Raw genomic sequence first — 18,259 nt, 5'->3', positions numbered from 1 at the left:
CCGGTCAGGCCGCGACCGCCAACCGCCTCCCGAACCGACGTCGAAGTGCCGCTCGTTCTCGGGCTCTGGCCCACTTTCTGTGGAGGGCTCACCGACAGTGATGTCAGTGGCTTGTAGTGAGATGGCCGCGCTCGATCAGCTGCCTGGTGGGAGATCGTTCCAATGCCTGTGTACCCGTCGCTGACCCGTGCTCTGGCGGAGGCCTTGGCCGATGTTCTCTGGTTCGTTGAGGGGTGCGAGGACGAGCAGATGGATCCGGATGACGCGGTCAAGGTCCTTGAGGGTGTTGCCCATCTGGTGACTCAGCTGACGAGCGATCAGCGAAGCGAGTTCATCGACCTACTCGGTTCGATGGCTGCCGAGGAAGCTGATCCTTCGCGCCGCGAGTTCTTGGAGGGCTTCCCTCAAGGTTTCGGACTCGTTGAGGACGACGCCTGACCTGTGATCTATGCATCGAGCAGGACGCGCTTGGTAAGCCCGCCAACGAACGCTGAATCGAACCGCTCGTCGCGACGACTCCGGCAGCGGGTTCACACCCCAACACCCAGGGCCGGCAGGCCATGGCCACCGCGGTGCAACACGCGCTCCGCAGCGTCACACACCACCGCTGAAGGCTCTGAAACAGGCGTGCCTGCTTTCGCGCGGGCGGGCCGACACCCCCTCTCGGCCCAATGGGCCGCTGCCGAGAAGCAACCCGCCACAAACACCACCGAACCTCTCCGAACACCGAGCGGACACGCTCCGCCGCAACCCACGAGCAAGGACGCATCATGCCAACGGAATCCCTCGCCCCACCGCCGGTCGACGCACCGCGCGACGACGTGAAGACACCCGCTGCGCCGGGTTCGTCCCGGCCGTCATGCTGTCCCAGTTCGGCGTCTACGTCGCACTGACCACTCCCATCCAACTGCTGCTCGCCCTTCACCTCGACGCCATCGCGGGCGACGGGGCGACGACCGCGTTCGGGATCGTCGTCGGTGCGGGGGGTCTGATCGCGATCGTGTTCAGCCCCGTCGCCGGCCGGATCTCGGACCGCACCCGCACCCGTCTGGGCCGTCGTCGCCCCTGGATCCTTACCGGCACGCTGCTCACCGCACTCGCGCTGGTCATCATGCCCAACACGACCGAGGTCTGGCAGGTGGTGCTGCTGTGGTGCGGGGTGGCGGTGGTCACCAACCTGCAGGGTTCCGCGCACAGCGCGGCCATCGCCGACCAGGTCGATGAGGGACGGACGGGAGGGGTGTCCGGGCTGGTCGGTCTGGCCACCGCGCTCGGGCCGCTGCTGGATGTGGTCCTGGCCGGCATCCTCGCCTTCCTGCTGCTGCGCGAGACGCCCACCCACGCGCCGAAGCCGCCGCTGAACCTGCGGACCAGGGCCCTGACGTTCTGGCTCGATCCCCGTAAACACCCGGCGTTCGGATGGGCGTGGCTCGTCCGCCTTCTGATCGGATGCGCCTACGCCTCCGTCGCGTTCAGTGCCTTCTATCTCATGGAGCGCTTCGACATCAGCAAGGAGGAACTCACCGGCGTCACCCTCCGGCTCGTTGTCCTCTCGATCGCCTGCGTCATCGTGTCCACGGTGGTTGCCGGCTACTTGTCCGATCTGGTCCGGCGGCAGAAGCCGTTCGTGGTCTTCGCCGGGGTGACAGCCGCTGTCAGCCTCGCCATGATGGCGTGGACCTCCGACCTGTCCGTGGGTCTATGTGGCTGTGGCAGGCATGGGCCTCAGCACGGGGACCTTCCTGTCCGTCGACTTCGCCCTGTCCGTACGCGTCCTGCCCGACAAGGACGACGCCGCCAAGGATCTCGCGATCTTCAACGTCGCCAGCAAGCTGCCCGAGTCACTGGTCCCGTTCATGGGCCCCGCGCTGCTGGCACTCGGGGGCTACACCGCACTGTTCCTCTTTCTGGGTGCTGCCGGCCTGCTCGGCGCCCTCGCATGCTTCCGGCTTCCCGAAGTCGGACGAGAACACGAGACAAGCCGCTGGAGCGCACCGATCACCCGCAGCTGAACCAACCATCAGCAGATCAACTGCGCCCTCCTGATCGACCAGGCCCGCGGGCGAAATCCTCGACACCGAGGAACTCGGCACTAACTCCTGCCCTGGGTGCGTGCCGTGGTGATCTGGATCAGCCGGATGTGGCCGCCGGGGATGATGATGTAGTCCGCTTCGCACGGCTCGGGTTGGCCCTCGTCGGCCGGGTGGATCGAGATGGGGTGGTGGAGGGCGACGTCGCGGTAGTAGGTGTCCTTCTCGTGGGAGACCATGTGACAGCAGCCGTTGACCCGTGTGCCGTCGTCCATCAGGACCTCGACCTCGGGGTCGGCCTCCCCACGCGGTGACTTCAGGAGCTCGGACCACACTGTGCCCGGGGTGTTGGACCAGTTGCTGCCCCCGCTTCGTCGCCCACGCAGCTCTCCCAGCGCGACGCAGACCAGCGCGCTGAGGACGAGGGTCAGAATGCCGGATCGCACCGGCTCCCACGGGTGCGCACGAGCGTAGGTCTCACCGGAGGCGGCCTCGTCGAGCGTGGCGAGGCCCGGCACGTACTCGGCGAGGACGAGGACACCCGCCGCCGTGCCGAGCGTCACGAACGTGCCGACGGCGAAGAGTTCGGCGATCTCCCGGGCGGCGCCGGGCCGTTCGCGCAGGCCGTGCCGCTCGTAGCGGACGAGGTAGAGGTAGCCGGGGACGGCCGCGAACAAGAGAGCGGCGAGTCCGGCGAGGTTCGACGGCATGCCTGGTTCACCCGGCCGGCGGGGGTGTGGGCGGCCTCGGCCGGATCGGTGAGCGGTCCTCGGGGGTCCAGGGGCTCTTGGCGCTTCCCATCGGATTGTCCGGGTCCGAATGAGAGTCCTCGTCCAACTCGTCGCACAGTGCCTGCGCCAGCTCTTCCGGCAGGAAGGGCAACCCTGCCGAGACAAGCTCTGGCTCCGACTGTGGGTGTGCTGCGGCTTCCTGTTGAGGCGGCTGCTGTGGTTCGTCCTTCATCGTCGTCCTTCCGACGTCCGACAAGTCTCTCGTCCGAGGAGCGAGCTCACTTCCTGCGGCTCGTCCGTCATCGGGTGTCTCCCGTGGGTCGCTCCTCGCGTCACCGTGCTCCGTAGGCGGTGATTCCGGCCCAGTTGCCCGTCTGCCGCGGTGAGTCGTCGTTGTCGAGCAGCGCCACCGCGGCTCTTCGGGCCGCTTCCAGCGGGGCGCAGCCCGCCGCTCGGTGGGCGAACCACTGGAAGGAGTGGTGGATCGCGAGTCTCGGCCACACCGGGACCGGGCTGGCCAGGACGAAGGCGGCTCCCGCCTCGTGGAAGGCGTGGACCAGGGAGTTGGCCACGTCTCCGGCGAGTTCGAGTGGTTCGGGCTCCCGTGGTGCGGGGCCGGCGAGCGCTCCGTGTCCGCCGCTGTGATCGGCTCGGGTGCGGAAGCTGGTGCTGCACGCGGTCAGGACGACCTCCTCGTGGCGCATGCGTCCCATGAGGACCTCGCCGGTCTCCAGGTCACCGTCGGCCAACTGCACACCGGTCTCGAAGGGGGTCCCGGGGCTGCGTACACCATGTGTGGCGACCTGCAGCACGGCCGTCCGTCCGGGACGCGGCGGTCCCGATTCCAGCAGGCCGCGCAGAGCCGCGACAGTGGCAGCGGGGCCGGTGACCGGTTCTCCCAGCAGGCTGTCCGGGCCGAGGGCCTTGGACAGGATGCGGACGGCACGGCCCACTTGAGGGAACAGCGCGCTGCCGTCGGCCAGTTCGGTGACACCCACCAGGGTGGCTTCGATCGGGCCGTCAGGGCGATGGTCCAGCAGCGGCACGCACGACAGGTTGGGGACGACGCCGAGCGCCGTGTCCCGTACCAGGTGGCGGCCCCGGTGGCGCACCACCGTCCAGGGCAGGGCGTGCAGGCGGCCGTGCGGCGACAGCAGGCAGGTGCCGCTGTCCGCGATCTCGTCGGCGACGGCGGCGGGGACAAGATCGGCGAGGCCGACACCGTGCCGGCCCCAGAAGTCCAGACGGGCGGGATCCGGTGGATGCCCCGAGTCGATCTCCCGGTGGTACGCGTCGAGAGCGCGGCGAGTGGCCTCGGTCGGTCGGCAGGTCTCCGAACGCAGCCTCCCGTCGGGAGTGGCCAGGAGGGTGAGGAGTCCCTCGGGGCGTTCGTACAGACTCAGGGCCACACAGCGTCCCGGCCTGCTGCCCGGGGCGCCGGTCGGATACTGCGCCAGGAAGTGGGTGAGACGGTCGGGGTCGAAGGGCGGGTCGTCCCTGATGAGGTGCCAGCGTGGGTCGACGGCACGGATCCTGATGAGCAGTTCGGCCCGTTTCCCGCGCAAGTGGCCGGCGTCCTCCGACCGGCCCTGGCGCTCGGCCTGTGCGATGTCCCCGGTCAGGTCGGCGAAGGCGGTGCGGTCCTGGACGGCCCGTGCCTCCTGACCGTTCGGCGCGCCCGACCGGTTCAGGGACAGCCGTGCGGAGAAGGCACGTGCTTTGAGCAGGTCCGTGACAACGGCGGCCAGCCCCGCGTCGCCGCTCTGCTCCGCGAATCCCAGCATCTCCTCGAACAGCGGTCTGCGAAAGTGCAGATGGAGCGTGTCGAAGCGGTGGCCCAGGGAGACCCGCAGCACCCGGTCCAGGTCGGTCACCGTCAGGCGGTAGTAGCGTGCCGCCCCTGCGTGATCGCCGAGGGCCTGGTGACTTCTGGCTTGTTCGGTGTGCAGGGTCGCGGCGGCGGAGGCGTCGGGGCGCGCGGTCAGGAACTCGGTGCCCCGGTCGCACCAGTCGAGTGCTTCCTTGTGCCGACGAGACATCCGGGCAGTTTCGGCGCGCATGGCGCAATACGTGGCTCCGCGGACCCGCCGCAGATGTGCCCGCACCGAGGCCATGTCCCTTTCGTAGGCGCTCTCGAACAACGGGGCCACCCGGTCCAGCCGCCGGGATGCCTCTTCCACCGCTGCACGGTCCAGCGCGCACCGGGCCAGCTGGAGGTGTCCCACCGCTTCGAGTCCGGACGCCGTGTACTGCGGCATGAGCATCACATACGCCCGTTCCGCCTCCTCGGGACGGCCCGTGTCCCGTAGGGCGCCCGCCTTGGTGTCCAGTACGCGGTGGTACACGGTGGACGCCTCCAGCAGACGGGCGACGTCCGCCGGGTCACCTCCCCGGGCGAACTCCGCCTCGATACGGCGTTGTGCCTCGGAAGCGGAGTCGGGGATCGGTCCGTCCGGGAGCAGGGTGCGGAGTCCGGCCTCCAGCGGGGCGAGCACCTCCAGGGCGGTGCGGGAGTCGTAGAGCTGGTGGAGGGCCTCCGCCCGCAGAGCCCGCAGGTCTCCGTGCGGAGTGGCCGGGGCGGTGGCCGGGGACGCGTCGTCGTGCCGTGGGGGATCGGCCCGGTCCACGAGGGCCAGCGCCTCACTGGCCCGGCCTTCCCCCAGCTCGTACTGGGCCCGGCCCGCCAGGTAGTGGCGCAACCTTTCCGGTCCCACCAGGGGGGTGAACTCCTCGGCTGCCGACCAGTGTTCCCTCATCCGACGGTGGGTTCGGGAACCTTCCTGGCACGTGGTCGGTTCGCGGCCGTAGGCGTCCAGCAGCATGCCCGCGATGCCGGACTCGCCCACGGTGACCGATGACGGGTTGCCGTGCTGTCGGAGGGCCGCGAGTGTCTGTCTGCCCTGGGCCGTCAGTTGCTCGAAGAGCTGTCGGGTCGGCAGTCCGGCGTCGGCCGCCTGCCAGTACGCGATCGACAGTTCGCCGCAGCGCGCGGCCAGGCTCTGGAGTTCCACCGTTCACGTCCCCCGCCGTGTCGCCCCGGCTCCCCGGGGCGACCACCGTACGGCCGTGGGAGGCGGGGAGGGAACCGTCACGAGGTACCGCCGGGCGCACGTCTCGGTATCGCGCGCCCCGCTCCCTGGACTGCGCGCCCCGTATTGCGGGCAGTTGTCGCCAACCCCTCCCCGAGGGTCCGCCCGACTGCCACTCTGAACGGGTTGGCGCCGGGGCCGGGCAACCTCCCCCGGGGCGACATCGGGGGATCATCGGGGGATTCTCATGGCACAGGCACGCCCGAATTCAGGCCGGCGCACCGCCGCACAGCTCGTCACGACGGACCGCTCGCCTCGCTCACCGAGCCGAGCTCCTTCGAGGGCCGAAGGTGCCGCCGGGTGGTCTCGCGTCCCGGTTCCGGAGGCGGGGTGACGGCATGGCGAGTCTGCCGGACCCTGTGGCGGCACCGCACGACGAGGTGTTCGCTCGGATTGGTCACGCGATCGACCAGGACGACCCGGCCGCGGCCGAGTTGCGGACCGTGGTGCGCAACGCGCGGGCCCGGATGGCGCAGCCGATGCGGGTCGCCGTCGCGGGTCGGCTCAAGTGCGGCAAGTCCACGCTGGTCAACGCGCTCCTCGGTGAGGAGGTCTCCGACACGGGGCAGCTGGAGCTGACCTTCAACGTCTGCGAGTTCCACCACTGCGATCGCCCTGGTCTCATCGTCCATTTCAAGGACGGCAGACCCGCCGAGAAGTGGCCCCAGGGATCGCTCTCCCGACTGACCGCGCGCTCCGCCGACGGGCTGAGGCTGCTGCGCTCCGTGCGGAAGGTGGAGGTCGGTCGTCCCAGTCCGCTGCTGCGCCGCTTCCGGTTGATCGACACACCCGGTCTGGCCAGCGTGCATGGGACCGACTCGCAGAACACGCTTTCCTTCCTCGGCATCGACGACCCCGTGGAGCGGGACGAGACCGCTCGCGTGCTCAAGGAGCTGGGCCAGGACGCGCGTTCGGTGCACGCCGCGAGCGCCGCCGAGATGGACCGGGCCGACGCCGTCGTCTTCGTGTTCAGCCGGGGGCTGGGCCGGGCCGACCAGCAGGCGGTGGAGTCCTTCGCGGGGGCCTACGGGGAGGTGGTCAGCCCGTTGAAGGCGTTCGGCGTGCTCTCCCGGAGCGACCAGTACTGGCCGCCCATGGGCGAGACGGGCCCCGACGGGATGCCGGCTGACCCCCTCGACCACGACCCGATGGCGACGGCCCGGCGGATGGCCGACTCCTACCTCCAACGGCCCGCCGTACGAAGGGTGTTCCGCACGGTCGTCCCGGTCTCGGGGCTGCTGGGAACGGGGGCACAGTGCATGCCGTCCGACGAATTCGGGCCGCTCGCGGAGCTGGCAAAGGTGCCACCGCGGCTGCTGGCGGACCGGATGGAGGACGTCCAGATGTTCTGCGTGAGGGACTACCCCGAGCTGCCTGTTCCGGCCGAGGTGCGCGCCGCGCTGGTGGACCGACTGGGCGCGTGGGGGGTCTTCCTGGCCTGCGGATTGCTGCGGGACGGCCTGTCCGAGGACGCGGTGCGGCAACACCTCCTGGAGCGCAGCGGAGTCACCGAACTGCGGGAGCTGGTCCTGTGTCACTTCGGCAATCGGTCCTCCCTGATCAAGCTCGACCACGGACAGCGCGAGATCGCCGAAGAGGTCGGCCGGCTCCGGGCCGGCGCCCAGCGGGCCCGGCAGCGACCGCCCGCCGTGGCGGACCGCGTGGCGCAGGTGTTGGAGACCATGCGCGTCACCGACTCCGGCCCCTCCGAACTCGCAGCGCTCAGCGCGTACTACGGCGGTCGTCTGACCCTGACGGAGCAGGAACAGGCACAACTGCTGGAGGTCACCGGAGAGCACGGGACCAGCTGCGCGGCCCGGCTCGGCCTGCACCCGGGCACCGGGGTGGACGTGCTCCTGACGACGGCGCGAGGCCGTATCGCCCACTGGGCCGCCCTCGCCGGAGATCCCCTGCTCGACCGGCCGACACTCACCACGGCACGCGTGGTGCTGCGCTCCTACGAGCGTGTGGCGAACCTCGTCGAACGTGCGCTGGTGGTCCTCTACGGCGAGGACGCACCGGGCGCACACCACGGTGAGAGGAGTACATCTTGAGCTGGGACATGTACGACCCGGGCGCCGATCCGGGGACGGACCCGACAATCGACCCAGGGTTCGACCCCGTTGACATCACGGACCCGACGGCCCTGGCGGATCCGGCCGGTCCGACGGATCCGACCGGCCTGGCGGACCCGGCGGATCCTTACAGTGACCCCGCCGCGACACCGGACACCGCTCCTCCTGCCGGAGACGTCCCCGACCTGCCCAACTTCGACCCCGCTCAGAGTGATCCCACCGCCGTGGTCGGCAGTCCGGGCGAGGCCATGGAGGTGTGGCAGCAGCACACCGGCGAGAACGGCTGCGCGATCGGCGCGCAGGGCATGGTGCTGGAGTACCTGACGGGCCAGCGCATCAGCGAGGAACAGCTCACCTCCGAGGCGGCCGACCAGGGATGGTTCGACGGGTCGGGCACAGCACCCGCCGACCTGGGCAATCTGCTCGAACTGCACGGCGTCCCGGTCCAGCAGGTGGAGGACGCGTCCATTGAGCAACTCGAAACGGTGCTCGCCGACGGCGGCGCCGCCATCGTGGGACTGGACGCCGACGAGATCTGGGCTCAGGGACACGACCCGAACGACGACAACGTCGGCGACATGCCGGGCATGGCGGGACAGGACGCCAACCACGCCGTGTGGGTCACCGGAATCGACAACACCGACCCCGCCAACCCGATGGTGGTGCTCAACGACTCCGGCCATCCCGACGGCCAGGGACTGGCGGTCCCGCTGGACGAATTCATGGGTGCCTGGCAGGACTCGGGCAACTACCTCGTCGCCGCCGGCTCCCCGCAGGCGGTGTGACCATGACGCGCGACAACGCCGAACGGGACATGGGCAGCCGCGAAGACCTGGAAGATCTCGCCGCCCGGTGCGCGTCCTGGCTCATCCAGGAACGTGACCGCATGGAGCGGGAACTGCGCTCCGAGTACGAGGAGTCGTACGACGTGCCGCACACGAGGTCCGAGCAGGTGGCGCGCCCGGCACCCATCGCCCCAACGCGCCCGTCGACGGCCCGGCCGTCCGCCCCAGCGGTCGCTGCACCCCTCATCGGACTCCTGGACCGGCTCGCCGAGCTGCCCACGGCCCCCGACTCCCCGGACTCCCCCGGCCGCGGGACTCCCGACCCCGTACTGGCCTGGGTACGCCGCACCGTGCTGGCCGCACTGGCGGCCTCCGATGTCACCCCGGTCGACGACTCCGGCCCGGTGGACCCGGCCCGGCACAACGTCGTGGCCACCCGCGACGACCCCTCGGGGCGGCACCACGGAGCCATCGCGGAGACGGTCCGCCCCGGCTACCTGTGGGGCGGGGCGCTGCTGCGCCACCAGGAGGTCATCGCCTACGTACGGCCCGAGCAGCGGACCGCACCGAACACGGCTCCTGAACTTCCTCCCGCACCGGGTTCGGACCCGACTGCGGAACCGGCTTCGGAACCGAACGAGGAAGGTGGCCCACCGCATGACATACCCCACTGATCCCAGTGCCCGCCTCACAACGGCCTCGAGTCACGATGTGCCCCGCTCCGAGGCGTTGAGCCGGGAGCTGCGCCGCTCACCACTGTTCCACCAGCTGGTCCCCATGGAGTCGGGCATCGGCTGGCCGCTGCCCGTGCCGGTTCTGCAGGATGGCGTGCCCCGGGTCTACATGAGGCTGCCGCTGTTCGTCCTGCGCCCGGATCCGGCAGGCGGTGCCGACCTGTTCCCGCCGTTCGCCACAGTGACGCTCGACTGGGCGACGGGACGACCGGTCGAGTACACGGATCTACGTTTCAAGGCGCCGCACCGGTCGCGTGCGCAGTGGTCGAAGCCCGTGGGCCGCTTCCCGCACCCGGCCGTCGAGGGACTGACCACCGCCGCCTACCGGGAGCTGCGCACCCACCTCTTCGGCCTCTACGACGAGTTGTTGCACGAGCTCGGGCGCGGGCGGCAACCCGATGACGGCTGGGCCGGGCAGTTCGGTCAACTGCTGGGCCGGCTGCTGGAACCGTCCCTCACGCCCTACTACCGGCAGCTGGCGCCCAAGTTCCTCCGCCGGCACCTGTCCGACGAAAGGTGAACCACCATGCGGGACAACGCCTTCACCCGCCTGCGCGCGGACGTCCTGGCCGCCTTCCCGAGGCTCACGGAGACGATCTCCGGTGAACTGGGCCCCCGCCGGCGAGAGTTGATCGACCAGTCCTTGGCCCGCCTGGACCAGGGGACCTGCCACATCGTGGTCGTCGGAGAGTTCAACCGTGGCAAGTCCTCGCTGCTCAACGCCCTCGTGGAGCGGCCCGGGCTGTTCCCCGTGGACGTCGACGTGGCCACGTGTGTGGTGTCGACCCTCGGCTGGGGCCCGCGGGAACAGGCCGTGGTGCACATGACCGATGCGGGGGCCACGGACGGCAGCGGTACCCGTCAGGTCCGCATCGGGCTCGACCGACTTCCGGAGTTCGTCACCGAGCAGGGCAACCCGCGCAACCACAAGCAGGTCCGGCTGGTGGAGATCAAGGCCCCCGTCCCGCAGCTGGAGACCGGGCTGGTGTTCATGGACACGCCCGGTTTCGGCAGCGTCAACTCCGAACACACCGCAGTCACACACGCCTTCCTGGAACGCGCCGACGGCCTGGTCTTCGTCTGCGACGCCATCGAGCCGCTCGCCACCTACGAACTCGACTTCCTCGACCGGGCGCTCGCCAGGTGCGAGGTCGTGGTCACCGTGGTCACCAAGACCGACAAAGTCCGCGATCCCGTCCCGGTGGTCACCGGAGCCCGCGAGAAGATCGCCGTACGTACCGGCCGGCCCCCGGAACGTCTGGTCGTCGTTCCTGTCTCCTCCTTCCGTAAGCTCAAGTGGCTCCGGGACCGTGCCGACGACCAGTTGCTCGCCGACTCCAACTTTCCCGAGCTGGATCTCGCACTGTGGGAGGGGCTGGCCACCACCTGCGGTGCCGTGCAGCTGCGCCGGGCGCTGGACGCGCTCGGCGATGCCGTCACCACGGCGGGCTCCCCCGTGGTCAACGAGCTGGCCGCGCTGGAGTCCGACGCGTCACTGCGGCGGATCCGCCAGGAGGTGACCGAAACGGCCGACCGGGTCAAGCAGTTGTCCGCGGGAAGCGCGCAGTGGCGTACGGAGCTTCGCCGCCGCTTCGACCAGGACACCCGGCCGGCCCGCACCGCGTTGCAGTCGGCTTTCGACGCGGGGCTGCGCGACTACCACGAGAAGGTGAACGCGGGTGCCGACCCCGCGGCGGACGAGGTGGTCGGCCAGGTCACCTCCGACATGCTCAAAGCACTCACGGAGGCTCATGACCGACTGGCCACCGTCGCCGTCGCCCTGATGGAGGAGTTCGCACAGCACACCAGCCTGGAACTCACCTCGCCCCAGGCTCCCAAACCGCCCTTCACGGCCGCCATTTCCGTACCGAGCGTGCCGCTCAACGTGCGCCCCGCCCGATTCTTCGACCAGTTCCGGGCAAGCTGGTCCACCGGCATGGCCGGCGTGGGTGCGGGCGCCGCAGTCGCTTTCGTGGAGCCCTTGAGCGGGCTCGCCGTCATGCTGGGCCTCGGCACCATGGGATTCGTCCACGGCGTCCGCAACCACCGCAAGGACCTGCACGAGCGAGCCGAGAAGGAACGCAACGCCCGGCTGCTCCAACTGACCACGCAGGAGTTCGGCGTGCTGCGCCGGCAGGCCACGGAGTCCTTCAACCAGGCCTTCGGGGACATCGCCCAGGCTCTGACTGCGGAACTGAACGGCCAACTGGCCGCGCAGCAGGAGTCCCTGGCCGAGTCCGGCCGCCGACTCCAGGAGGCCACCGGTCGCACCAAGGCGGAACTGACGCGGCGGCGCGGCGAGTTGCTGGTCCGTCAGCAGACCTACCGGAGCCTGCAGGGCGAACTCGACCGCTTGCGGGCCCGGGTGGAGCGACTGGCATCCGCACCACCACGACACGCCCTCCCGGCATCCCGACGCCCCGAACTGCCCGGCCCTGACGCGCCGGCCACAACTCCGGCACCCGTCGGCCCGGCCACGACGTCCACGGCCAAGGGCGCCGCCGCCGGCGTAGCGGCGGAGATCGCTCTCGGTGTCACCGCGGAAGCCGCCCTGGCTGCGGCCGACGGCACCGGGAAGAACTCCCCGGCCGTCGAGGCCAACGCCGTGGGGACGGCCTCCGCGCCGGATGCGGGAACCCTCGAGCCGCAGAACCCGGAGGCGCTCGCACCCTGGACCCCGCCCACCGCCGTACCCCAGGAGACGAACTCCGTCGAGCCCCAGGACCCAGCCGTCCACACTCCCACCACACCGGCCGACGACCTCGGCACCGATGTCGTGTCCCCATCGGCCCAGGACTTCGGCGCCTCGTTCGACCCCGACCTCTTCGACGCGCCATGACCGGCGACGGTGGCCCGACGGGGCCGGTCTACGGGATCGACTTCGGCACGTGGTCGTCCGCGCTGGTCGTCCTGCGCCACGGCCATCAGCCGCTGCCGGTACGCGATCCGGTGAGCCCGTACGGCGCCACGTCGGTGCGCAGCGCCGTATGTCTCCTGCCCGACGGATCCGTGGTGGTGGGCCAGGCCGCGCAGAACTCGCGCCTGCAGCGTCCTGACCGGTTCCGCGCGGAGTTCAAGCGAGAGTTCGGCGAGCCGTATCCGCACCGGCTCGGGGAGCGCGGATTCACGACGGCGCAGCTGACGACGGAAGTGCTCGGCTTTCTCGTCCAGCAGGCCCGGGCGGCCGTCGCCGCCGCCCCGTCCCGGGTGGTGATCACCGTTCCGGCCACCTGGGAGGGCAGTCGGCACACCCTGATGGTGGGCGCCGCCGAGGCGGCGGGACTGCCGCCGGAGATCGTCGAGATCCAGAGCGAACCGGTGGCGGCCACCGCGTACGCCCTGCACGACCACGGGCTGGACCGCGACCGTACGGTCCTCGTCTACGACCTCGGCGGCGGCACGTTCGACCTCGCGGTGGCCCAGGGCACGAGGGAGGGGTTCACCGTGCTCGGCGCCCCCGGAGGGCTGCCCGACGTCGGCGGAATCGCCATCGACCAGGCCGTGCTGTCCCTCGTACGGGAGCGCTGTCCCGATGCGGTGGACAGCCTGCGTCGGGCAGCCACCCGCTCCGGCGATCCCGGAACGCTGCGGCGCGCGATCATGCTGGCCGAGGCCTGTACGGCCTTCAAGCAGCAGTTGTCCGTCTCCTCCGAACACTCGGACCTGCTGACCATGCTCGATCCGCCGACGGAGGTCACGTTGACGCAGGCGGACCTGCGGGAGGCCGTCCGGCCCCTGCTGTCGGAGACGGTCGATGAGTGCGAGCGTGTACTCCGGTCGCAGGGGCTGCGCTGGGAAGACCTCGACCTGATCGTCCCCGTCGGCGGCAGCTCCCGGCTTCCGATGGTGGGTGACCTGCTGGCCGAACGTTCCGGGCGCACGGTGCTGTCCGTCTCCGAACCCGAACTCGCGGTGGCGACCGGCGCCGCCTGGCTGGCGCGGAGCACCGCGCCGGCGGCGGCGCCACAACGGCCCCTGCCGCCGAAGGTCAGATCACTGCTGGAGGCGGGCCTGACCGACCGCATGGTGAGGGAGGCCGCAGGCCATGCCTGACACTGACCACGCGCCGGAGGACGCCTTCGAACTGGCCACCCACTGGCGGCGGCTCGTCAACGACTGGGTGCGGCGCCAGCACCGCCCGTACGAGGTCAACGCGTCATCGGTCACCATCGAGTTCGACCATCCCGAGGCCGAGCGGAAGATCCAGCTCGACTTCGCGGCGACGAGCAACGACATGCTGTTGGTGATGGCCACCGACGACCGCTACCTCAAGGACGACCAGCTGGCCCTGGCGGCCGCCGCCGCGAACGCCTGGAACATCGAGTGGTACGCCCCCACCCTGTCCGTCTATAACCTCGACGGCGAGCAGCCGCCCTACCTTCTCGGCTTCCGTGCCCTCCCGATGGCCTGCCGGATCACGCAGAGCGCGTTCCGCGCCATGGCCGACCAATGGCTCGGTGAATCCCAGGCCCTGTTCACCTGGTGCCACTGCGAGTGCGGCCTCTGAGCGGCTGCCGGACCGCGCACGCAGATCCTCGGCCGCGACCGAGGAATCCGCCCGACATCGCGATCGGGGGTTGCCCCACCGCAACCGACATGGCCGAAAATGTGTCTCCCATCGCGTGGCCCGAAGCTTCCGAGCCTCACCGAGGCTCCGGGACCACGACGGCCCTGAGGGGATGCGGATGAACACATGGGAAGTTCCTGGATACACCGAATCGCTGGAGCTGGGCTCCGGGGCGAGCGGCCGGGTCGTCCTGGCCGTGCACGAAGGCACCGGCATCGCGGTCGCGGTGAAGTACCTCAGCGAGTCGCTGCACACCCGCCCCGGCTTCGTCCACGACTTCCGCGCGGAGGCACGACTGCTCGCCGGCCTGAACAGCCCGTATGTCACCGGGTTGTACGAGTACGTCGAGAGCCCCGACGGCGCCGCCATCGTGATGGAGCTGGTGGACGGTGTGTCCCTCCGTTCCCTGCTGACCAGGCAGAGTCCGCTGGAACCCGAAGCCGCACTCGTGATCCTCAAGGGCTCCCTGCTCGGCCTGGCCGACGCCCACCGGCTAGGTGTGGTCCACCGCGACTACAAACCGGAGAACGTCCTCGTCACGTCCGACGGCGCGTCGAAGCTCGTCGACTTCGGCATCGCGGTGACCACGGGTGAGAGCGCCGGAGTGGCCGGAACACCCTCCTACATGGCCCCGGAGCAGTGGACCGGTGCGCCCGCCTCACCCGCGGGCGACGTGTACGCGGCGACAGCCACCTTCTTCGAGTGCCTGACCGGCCACAAGCCGTACCCGGCCGACAACCTCGCCGAACTCGCGCTGCGGCACGTCGACTCGCCCGTACCGGCCGATGAGGTTCCCGAGGCGGTGCGGTCACTGGTCCGTCGCGGCCTGGCCAAGTCGCCCGAGGAACGTCCCTCGCACGCCGCGGCGTTCGTCGCGGACCTGGAAGCGGCGGCCGTCGCCGGTTACGGACCGGAGTGGGAGGAACGTGGCCGCGGCAGGCTCTCCGCACTCGCAGCACTACTGGTGCTGCTGCGCCCCTCGGCCCGCCCCGGCCCGGAGTCCACCATGGACACCGCCCGCACCGTCCTGCGCCCCGGAGCCGGCGGGGGCGGTGGACGGGGCCACAGGTGGCGGCCCACTCGCCCGGGCGTGCTCGTGTCGGCCGCGGCCGCGCTCCTGGCGATCGCACTGGCGTACGGCGTGCCGCGGAACGACGGCCAGGCGACCGACCAGGTGGCCGAAGCGTTCGCCACGACCAGTGCACAGCCCGGAGTGGGGTCGGGGCCCACCTCACCGACCTCGTCGGCCGACCCCACCGACCCAGCAGAGTCCTCGGCATCCCCCGGATCGACCGGCCCCTTCCCGTCCGGCTCGCAGAGCTCGGCATCCGACGGCCCCTCGGCGTCTTCCTCGACCCCGGCGGAAGAAGCCACGCCGCCCAGCGGAGGGACGACCACTCCCGCCCCGACGACCGCGTCTCCCACCGCGCCCACGGTCAAGGACGTCGCCGTGTCCGGCTTCCGCCAGACAGGCCCCACCACGGGTACGACCACCGTCTCCGTCACCACGGACGGCACCGGGCCGATCTCCGTGACCGTGTCCTGGTACACGGGCGACACCAGTGGGCAGCTCGGCACGCCGGACGGAACGCCCCAGACCTTCGACCGCAGTGGTGCCACGCAGTACACGTTCACTGTCGACCACACGTTCCAGGGCAAGGGCTGCTACTGGGCCGTGCAGGCCACGACAGCTCCTGCGTCCGCCGACGGCGGCGCCTCACAGCAGCTCCTGACGAGGGGGTGCGACATCCGTTGACTCCGACCAACGACCGCACCACCCCGCCCGGCAACGGCTCCTGGCCCACTCCGCCCGACCACACCGCCGACGCGGAAGCGGAGTACAGAGCCACCGTGCTGGGGAGTCACTGGTTCCAGAGACCCGAGCAGGACACCACGCCGGAAGAGGACCGAACCGCCGTGGCACCGCCCACGCCGGAGACCCGGCCCGACCGAGTCGAGGGAACGGTCCTGCGCTTCGGCCCCGGTGTGACCGCCGCTCTCTCGCACCGTTCGGGGGCCCAGCTGCCCGCCGCCGTGCCGACGCCCACCCGGCGTCCGCGAGGAGGTCTGCGCCGACACGCCCTGCCGGCGCTGGTGCTGCTCCTGGTCATCGCGTTCCTCGCCTGGCAGCGTACCGGCACCGGCTTCACCGCGGACCGGGTGACCGTCACCACCCGCCAGACGACGGTGGAATGCGACAACACCGCGGACATCATCGGAGTGATCAACACGAACGGCCGACCGGGCACCCTGTCCTACCGCTGGGTCCGCAGCGACGGCACGACCTCGGCCGTCCTGCGCGAGGTGGTGCCCGGGGGCCAGAAGAAGGCACGGGTACATCTGCTGTGGACGTTCCGGGGCGAAGGCCGATACCGGGCCCAGGCCGAGTTGCACGTCCTCTCCCCCAGCCGCCACACAGCCACCATTCGCTTCGTGTACGACTGCTCCTGACGGCGGGGAGGAACCGGGCGCGTTGCCGTACTGGTCGGGTTGGCGGTCATGATCGATGCGATGTCCGCCTTCCGAACGGCAGACCGTCGCTGGTGCAGGCGTACTCGCACCGAGCATGCGACGCGCGCTGCGTGCACTCCTCCATGTCGGCAGTCGCCCAGCTCACGGCGAATGCACTCGGATTCGGCAGAGATACGCTCGGCGACCCCTCCGATCGACACGCCACCGTCGTTCCAGTCCTGGTAAATGTCTCCGAGACAGTCCATGAGCGCCACCGCGAACACACCCCGCCACCGAGGTTGCTGGGTGTCGATTCGCAGACCCAGTCGGCATGGGGCCCTTGGGTCAGATGCGCCTGATGCGCGGCAAGCCGCAGGTCAAGAGCCCTGGGTAGCCGGTTCATGGATCGCGACGCACTCCACATGGTGCGCCATCGGAAGCACGCGAACGCTCCACGCTGGACCGAGCCGAAGGATCCGTCGCACCCAGCCCCCAACCAGCCGGGAACCGTGCGGCGAATGACGCCGGAGAGGGCTGACAGCCTCGTGGGCGCCACTGTCCAAGCGCACCCTCACTACAGGTATGACAACCGTTATAGGCCGGGTGTACGGTGCCTCCTATAACGATCGTTATAGGAGGCAGTCGTGACCGTCATCACCGTGAACACCCCTAAGGGGCGCCTGAGCCTTGAGGAGCGTCGCGCGCTGGCCGAGACGTTGACGGACGCGGTGCTCGTGCCGGAGGTCGGCCAGTTCGCACCGGCCGCGCGAGTTGGGTTCCAGGTGCACTTCGTCGAGCGCGAGCCGGACATGATGGCCATCGGCGGCCGCCTGTTGGCGGACACCGGTCAGGGGCTCGACGTCATGGTGATCGACGTGGCGGTCATGGACGGCGACTGGCGCCGGGAGGTCCGGGCCGAGGTCATCGAGCGCGTCCTGGCCTCGATGGCCGAGGCCTGCGGGCTGCCGGAGCCGTCCCCGGCCTGGTGGGTCAACTTCCGGGTCATCGACGAGGGAAGCTGGGGCTCCAGCGGCGGAGTCCTCCCCGTCCTTTCCCTCCTCGACAGCGGCGTGTTCACCGAGGAGAAGATCAAGGCGATCCGCACGGCGCTCGACGCCTGAGTCCGAACGTCCCGCACCCCCAGGACCCTCAGGCTCGACGGGTGAGCGCGTCGTCGATCAGAGCTTCGAGCTGCTGTGCCACCTGGTCCAGCGGCTTCATGCTGCGCTTGGCTCGACTCATGGCGATGGCGCCCTCGACGGACGCCACGATCAGGGCCGCCAACCCCGGGGCCCGGTCGTGGTCGGCGCCGTGTTCCCGTAGCGCCTCGGTGAGCAGCCGCTCCCAGTCCTCGAACGCCTCGGCCGCCGCGGCGAGCGCCGGCGGGATCTCGTCGGCCGGGGGCTCCTCGACGGAGACCGCCAGCACGGGACAGCCGGCACGGAAGTCGCTCTCGACGACGATGCCGCGCCACAGGGCGAGAAAGGCGCGCAGCCCCGCGGCCGGGCCCGCGTCCAGCTCCTTGCGGAGGAGACGAGCCACGGCCGTACCCGCGTACTGCACCGCCTCGGTCGCCAACTGCCGCTTCCCCTCCGGGAAGTAGTGGTACGTCGAGCCGAGCGGGGCCTTGGCGTGTTTGGCCAGGTCCCGGATGCTCGTGGCGTTCAGACCGCGCCTGCTGATCATGTCGGCCGCACCGGCCACGATGCGGTCACGCGACGGCGCGCTGGATCCGGCCACGGCGATGCCCCTCACTGAATGTGTCTGGTCACTGGATGTCTCTGGATATAACGCTCG

Annotated in this window: 15 protein-coding genes and 1 pseudogene; 13 read left to right on the top strand and 3 right to left on the bottom strand. The window is 70.3% G+C overall.

Translation table 11 applies throughout. The annotated features are described in order from the left end of the window. Positions 1–162: 162 nt before the first annotated feature. The 3 genes and pseudogenes from AOK17_RS31395 (at position 163) to AOK17_RS52630 (ending at position 2,012) form a co-directional block, all read left to right on the top strand. Positions 163–438 (top strand): hypothetical protein, encoded by a 276-nt coding sequence (locus tag AOK17_RS31395; RefSeq protein ID WP_055615959.1) that lies wholly within the window; start codon positions 163–165, stop codon positions 436–438. Between the two features lie 421 nt (positions 439–859). Continuing rightward, a pseudogene (locus AOK17_RS54070) lies at positions 860–1,627 on the top strand (MFS transporter); the annotation flags it as partial. Between the two features lie 91 nt (positions 1,628–1,718). Continuing rightward, a complete protein-coding gene (locus AOK17_RS52630) occupies positions 1,719–2,012 on the top strand; it encodes a hypothetical protein (protein ID WP_245697477.1) in 294 nt (97 codons plus the stop codon). Positions 2,013–2,092: 80 nt separating this feature from the next. Here AOK17_RS52630 and AOK17_RS52625 read toward each other — a convergent pair whose 3' ends face one another. Both AOK17_RS52625 and AOK17_RS53665 read right to left on the bottom strand, forming a co-directional pair. Then, positions 2,093–2,740, bottom strand: coding sequence for a DUF6338 family protein (locus AOK17_RS52625; RefSeq protein WP_055615958.1), 648 nt, complete (start codon positions 2,738–2,740; stop codon positions 2,093–2,095). Between the two features lie 353 nt (positions 2,741–3,093). Beyond that, complete coding sequence (locus AOK17_RS53665) at positions 3,094–5,772, bottom strand: CHAT domain-containing protein (RefSeq protein WP_055615957.1); 2,679 nt, start codon at positions 5,770–5,772, stop codon at positions 3,094–3,096. 416 nt (positions 5,773–6,188) lie between these two features. On the opposite strand from AOK17_RS53665, the gene AOK17_RS31375 reads away from it, so the two are divergent. The 10 genes from AOK17_RS31375 to AOK17_RS31330 all read left to right on the top strand — a co-directional run bounded on the left by AOK17_RS31375 (position 6,189) and on the right by AOK17_RS31330 (position 17,583). After that, positions 6,189–7,904 (top strand): dynamin family protein, encoded by a 1,716-nt coding sequence (locus AOK17_RS31375; RefSeq protein WP_055615956.1) that lies wholly within the window; start codon positions 6,189–6,191, stop codon positions 7,902–7,904. Then, positions 7,901–8,710: a C39 family peptidase gene (locus tag AOK17_RS31370; protein ID WP_055615955.1), complete on the top strand. Its 810-nt coding sequence runs from the start codon at positions 7,901–7,903 to the stop codon at positions 8,708–8,710. The genes AOK17_RS31375 and AOK17_RS31370 overlap by 4 nt, the downstream gene beginning before the upstream one ends. Positions 8,711–8,712: 2 nt before the next feature. Then, positions 8,713–9,384 carry a hypothetical protein gene (locus tag AOK17_RS31365; RefSeq protein ID WP_055615954.1) on the top strand — a complete coding sequence of 224 codons (672 nt, stop codon included), beginning with the start codon at positions 8,713–8,715 and terminating at the stop codon, positions 9,382–9,384. 37 nt (positions 9,385–9,421) lie between these two features. Beyond that, entirely contained in the window at positions 9,422–9,964 is a 543-nt protein-coding gene (locus AOK17_RS31360) for a hypothetical protein (RefSeq protein ID WP_055615953.1), read from the top strand. Positions 9,965–9,970: 6 nt separating this feature from the next. Further along, on the top strand, positions 9,971–12,283 hold the full coding sequence (locus AOK17_RS31355) for a dynamin family protein (protein ID WP_055615952.1): 2,313 nt from the start codon (positions 9,971–9,973) through the stop codon (positions 12,281–12,283). After that, positions 12,280–13,497, top strand: a complete 1,218-nt coding sequence (locus tag AOK17_RS31350; protein WP_055615951.1) for an Hsp70 family protein — start codon at positions 12,280–12,282, stop codon at positions 13,495–13,497. Before AOK17_RS31355 ends, AOK17_RS31350 begins: the two co-directional genes overlap by 4 nt. Continuing rightward, positions 13,490–13,951 carry a hypothetical protein gene (locus tag AOK17_RS31345; RefSeq protein WP_055615950.1) on the top strand — a complete coding sequence of 154 codons (462 nt, stop codon included), beginning with the start codon at positions 13,490–13,492 and terminating at the stop codon, positions 13,949–13,951. Before AOK17_RS31350 ends, AOK17_RS31345 begins: the two co-directional genes overlap by 8 nt. Positions 13,952–14,129: 178 nt before the next feature. Then, positions 14,130–15,767: a serine/threonine-protein kinase gene (locus tag AOK17_RS31340; protein ID WP_055615949.1), complete on the top strand. Its 1,638-nt coding sequence runs from the start codon at positions 14,130–14,132 to the stop codon at positions 15,765–15,767. Further along, positions 15,764–16,462 carry a hypothetical protein gene (locus AOK17_RS31335; RefSeq protein ID WP_063997316.1) on the top strand — a complete coding sequence of 233 codons (699 nt, stop codon included), beginning with the start codon at positions 15,764–15,766 and terminating at the stop codon, positions 16,460–16,462. Before AOK17_RS31340 ends, AOK17_RS31335 begins: the two co-directional genes overlap by 4 nt. A 644-nt stretch (positions 16,463–17,106) precedes the next feature. After that, on the top strand, positions 17,107–17,583 hold the full coding sequence (locus tag AOK17_RS31330) for a tautomerase family protein (protein WP_055615948.1): 477 nt from the start codon (positions 17,107–17,109) through the stop codon (positions 17,581–17,583). Between the two features lie 28 nt (positions 17,584–17,611). Here the strand turns inward: AOK17_RS31330 and AOK17_RS31325 are convergent, their stop codons facing one another. Then, positions 17,612–18,202: a TetR/AcrR family transcriptional regulator gene (locus tag AOK17_RS31325; RefSeq protein ID WP_055615947.1), complete on the bottom strand. Its 591-nt coding sequence runs from the start codon at positions 18,200–18,202 to the stop codon at positions 17,612–17,614. Between the last annotated feature and the right edge of the window lie 57 nt (positions 18,203–18,259).

Origin of the sequence: Streptomyces phaeochromogenes (assembly GCF_001418655.1) — a bacterium.
Taxonomy (GTDB): Bacteria; Actinomycetota; Actinomycetes; order Streptomycetales; family Streptomycetaceae; genus Streptomyces; species Streptomyces phaeochromogenes.
Note: the sequence above shows the minus strand (reverse complement) of the source record. Positions and strands in the feature narration are given on the sequence as shown.

Excerpts from the sequence above, each read along its gene's own strand:
- AOK17_RS31355 (WP_055615952.1), top strand. The coding sequence starts at position 9,971 with ATGCGGGACAACGCCTTCACCCGCCTGCGCGCGGACGTCCTGGCCGCC.
- AOK17_RS52630 (WP_245697477.1), top strand. The coding sequence starts at position 1,719 with ATGGGCCTCAGCACGGGGACCTTCCTGTCCGTCGACTTCGCCCTGTCC.
- AOK17_RS31395 (WP_055615959.1), top strand. The coding sequence starts at position 163 with ATGCCTGTGTACCCGTCGCTGACCCGTGCTCTGGCGGAGGCCTTGGCC.
- AOK17_RS52625 (WP_055615958.1), bottom strand. The coding sequence starts at position 2,740 with ATGCCGTCGAACCTCGCCGGACTCGCCGCTCTCTTGTTCGCGGCCGTC.
- AOK17_RS31365 (WP_055615954.1), top strand. The coding sequence starts at position 8,713 with ATGACGCGCGACAACGCCGAACGGGACATGGGCAGCCGCGAAGACCTG.
- AOK17_RS31375 (WP_055615956.1), top strand. The coding sequence starts at position 6,189 with ATGGCGAGTCTGCCGGACCCTGTGGCGGCACCGCACGACGAGGTGTTC.
- AOK17_RS31350 (WP_055615951.1), top strand. The coding sequence starts at position 12,280 with ATGACCGGCGACGGTGGCCCGACGGGGCCGGTCTACGGGATCGACTTC.
- AOK17_RS31345 (WP_055615950.1), top strand. The coding sequence starts at position 13,490 with ATGCCTGACACTGACCACGCGCCGGAGGACGCCTTCGAACTGGCCACC.
- AOK17_RS31340 (WP_055615949.1), top strand. The coding sequence starts at position 14,130 with ATGAACACATGGGAAGTTCCTGGATACACCGAATCGCTGGAGCTGGGC.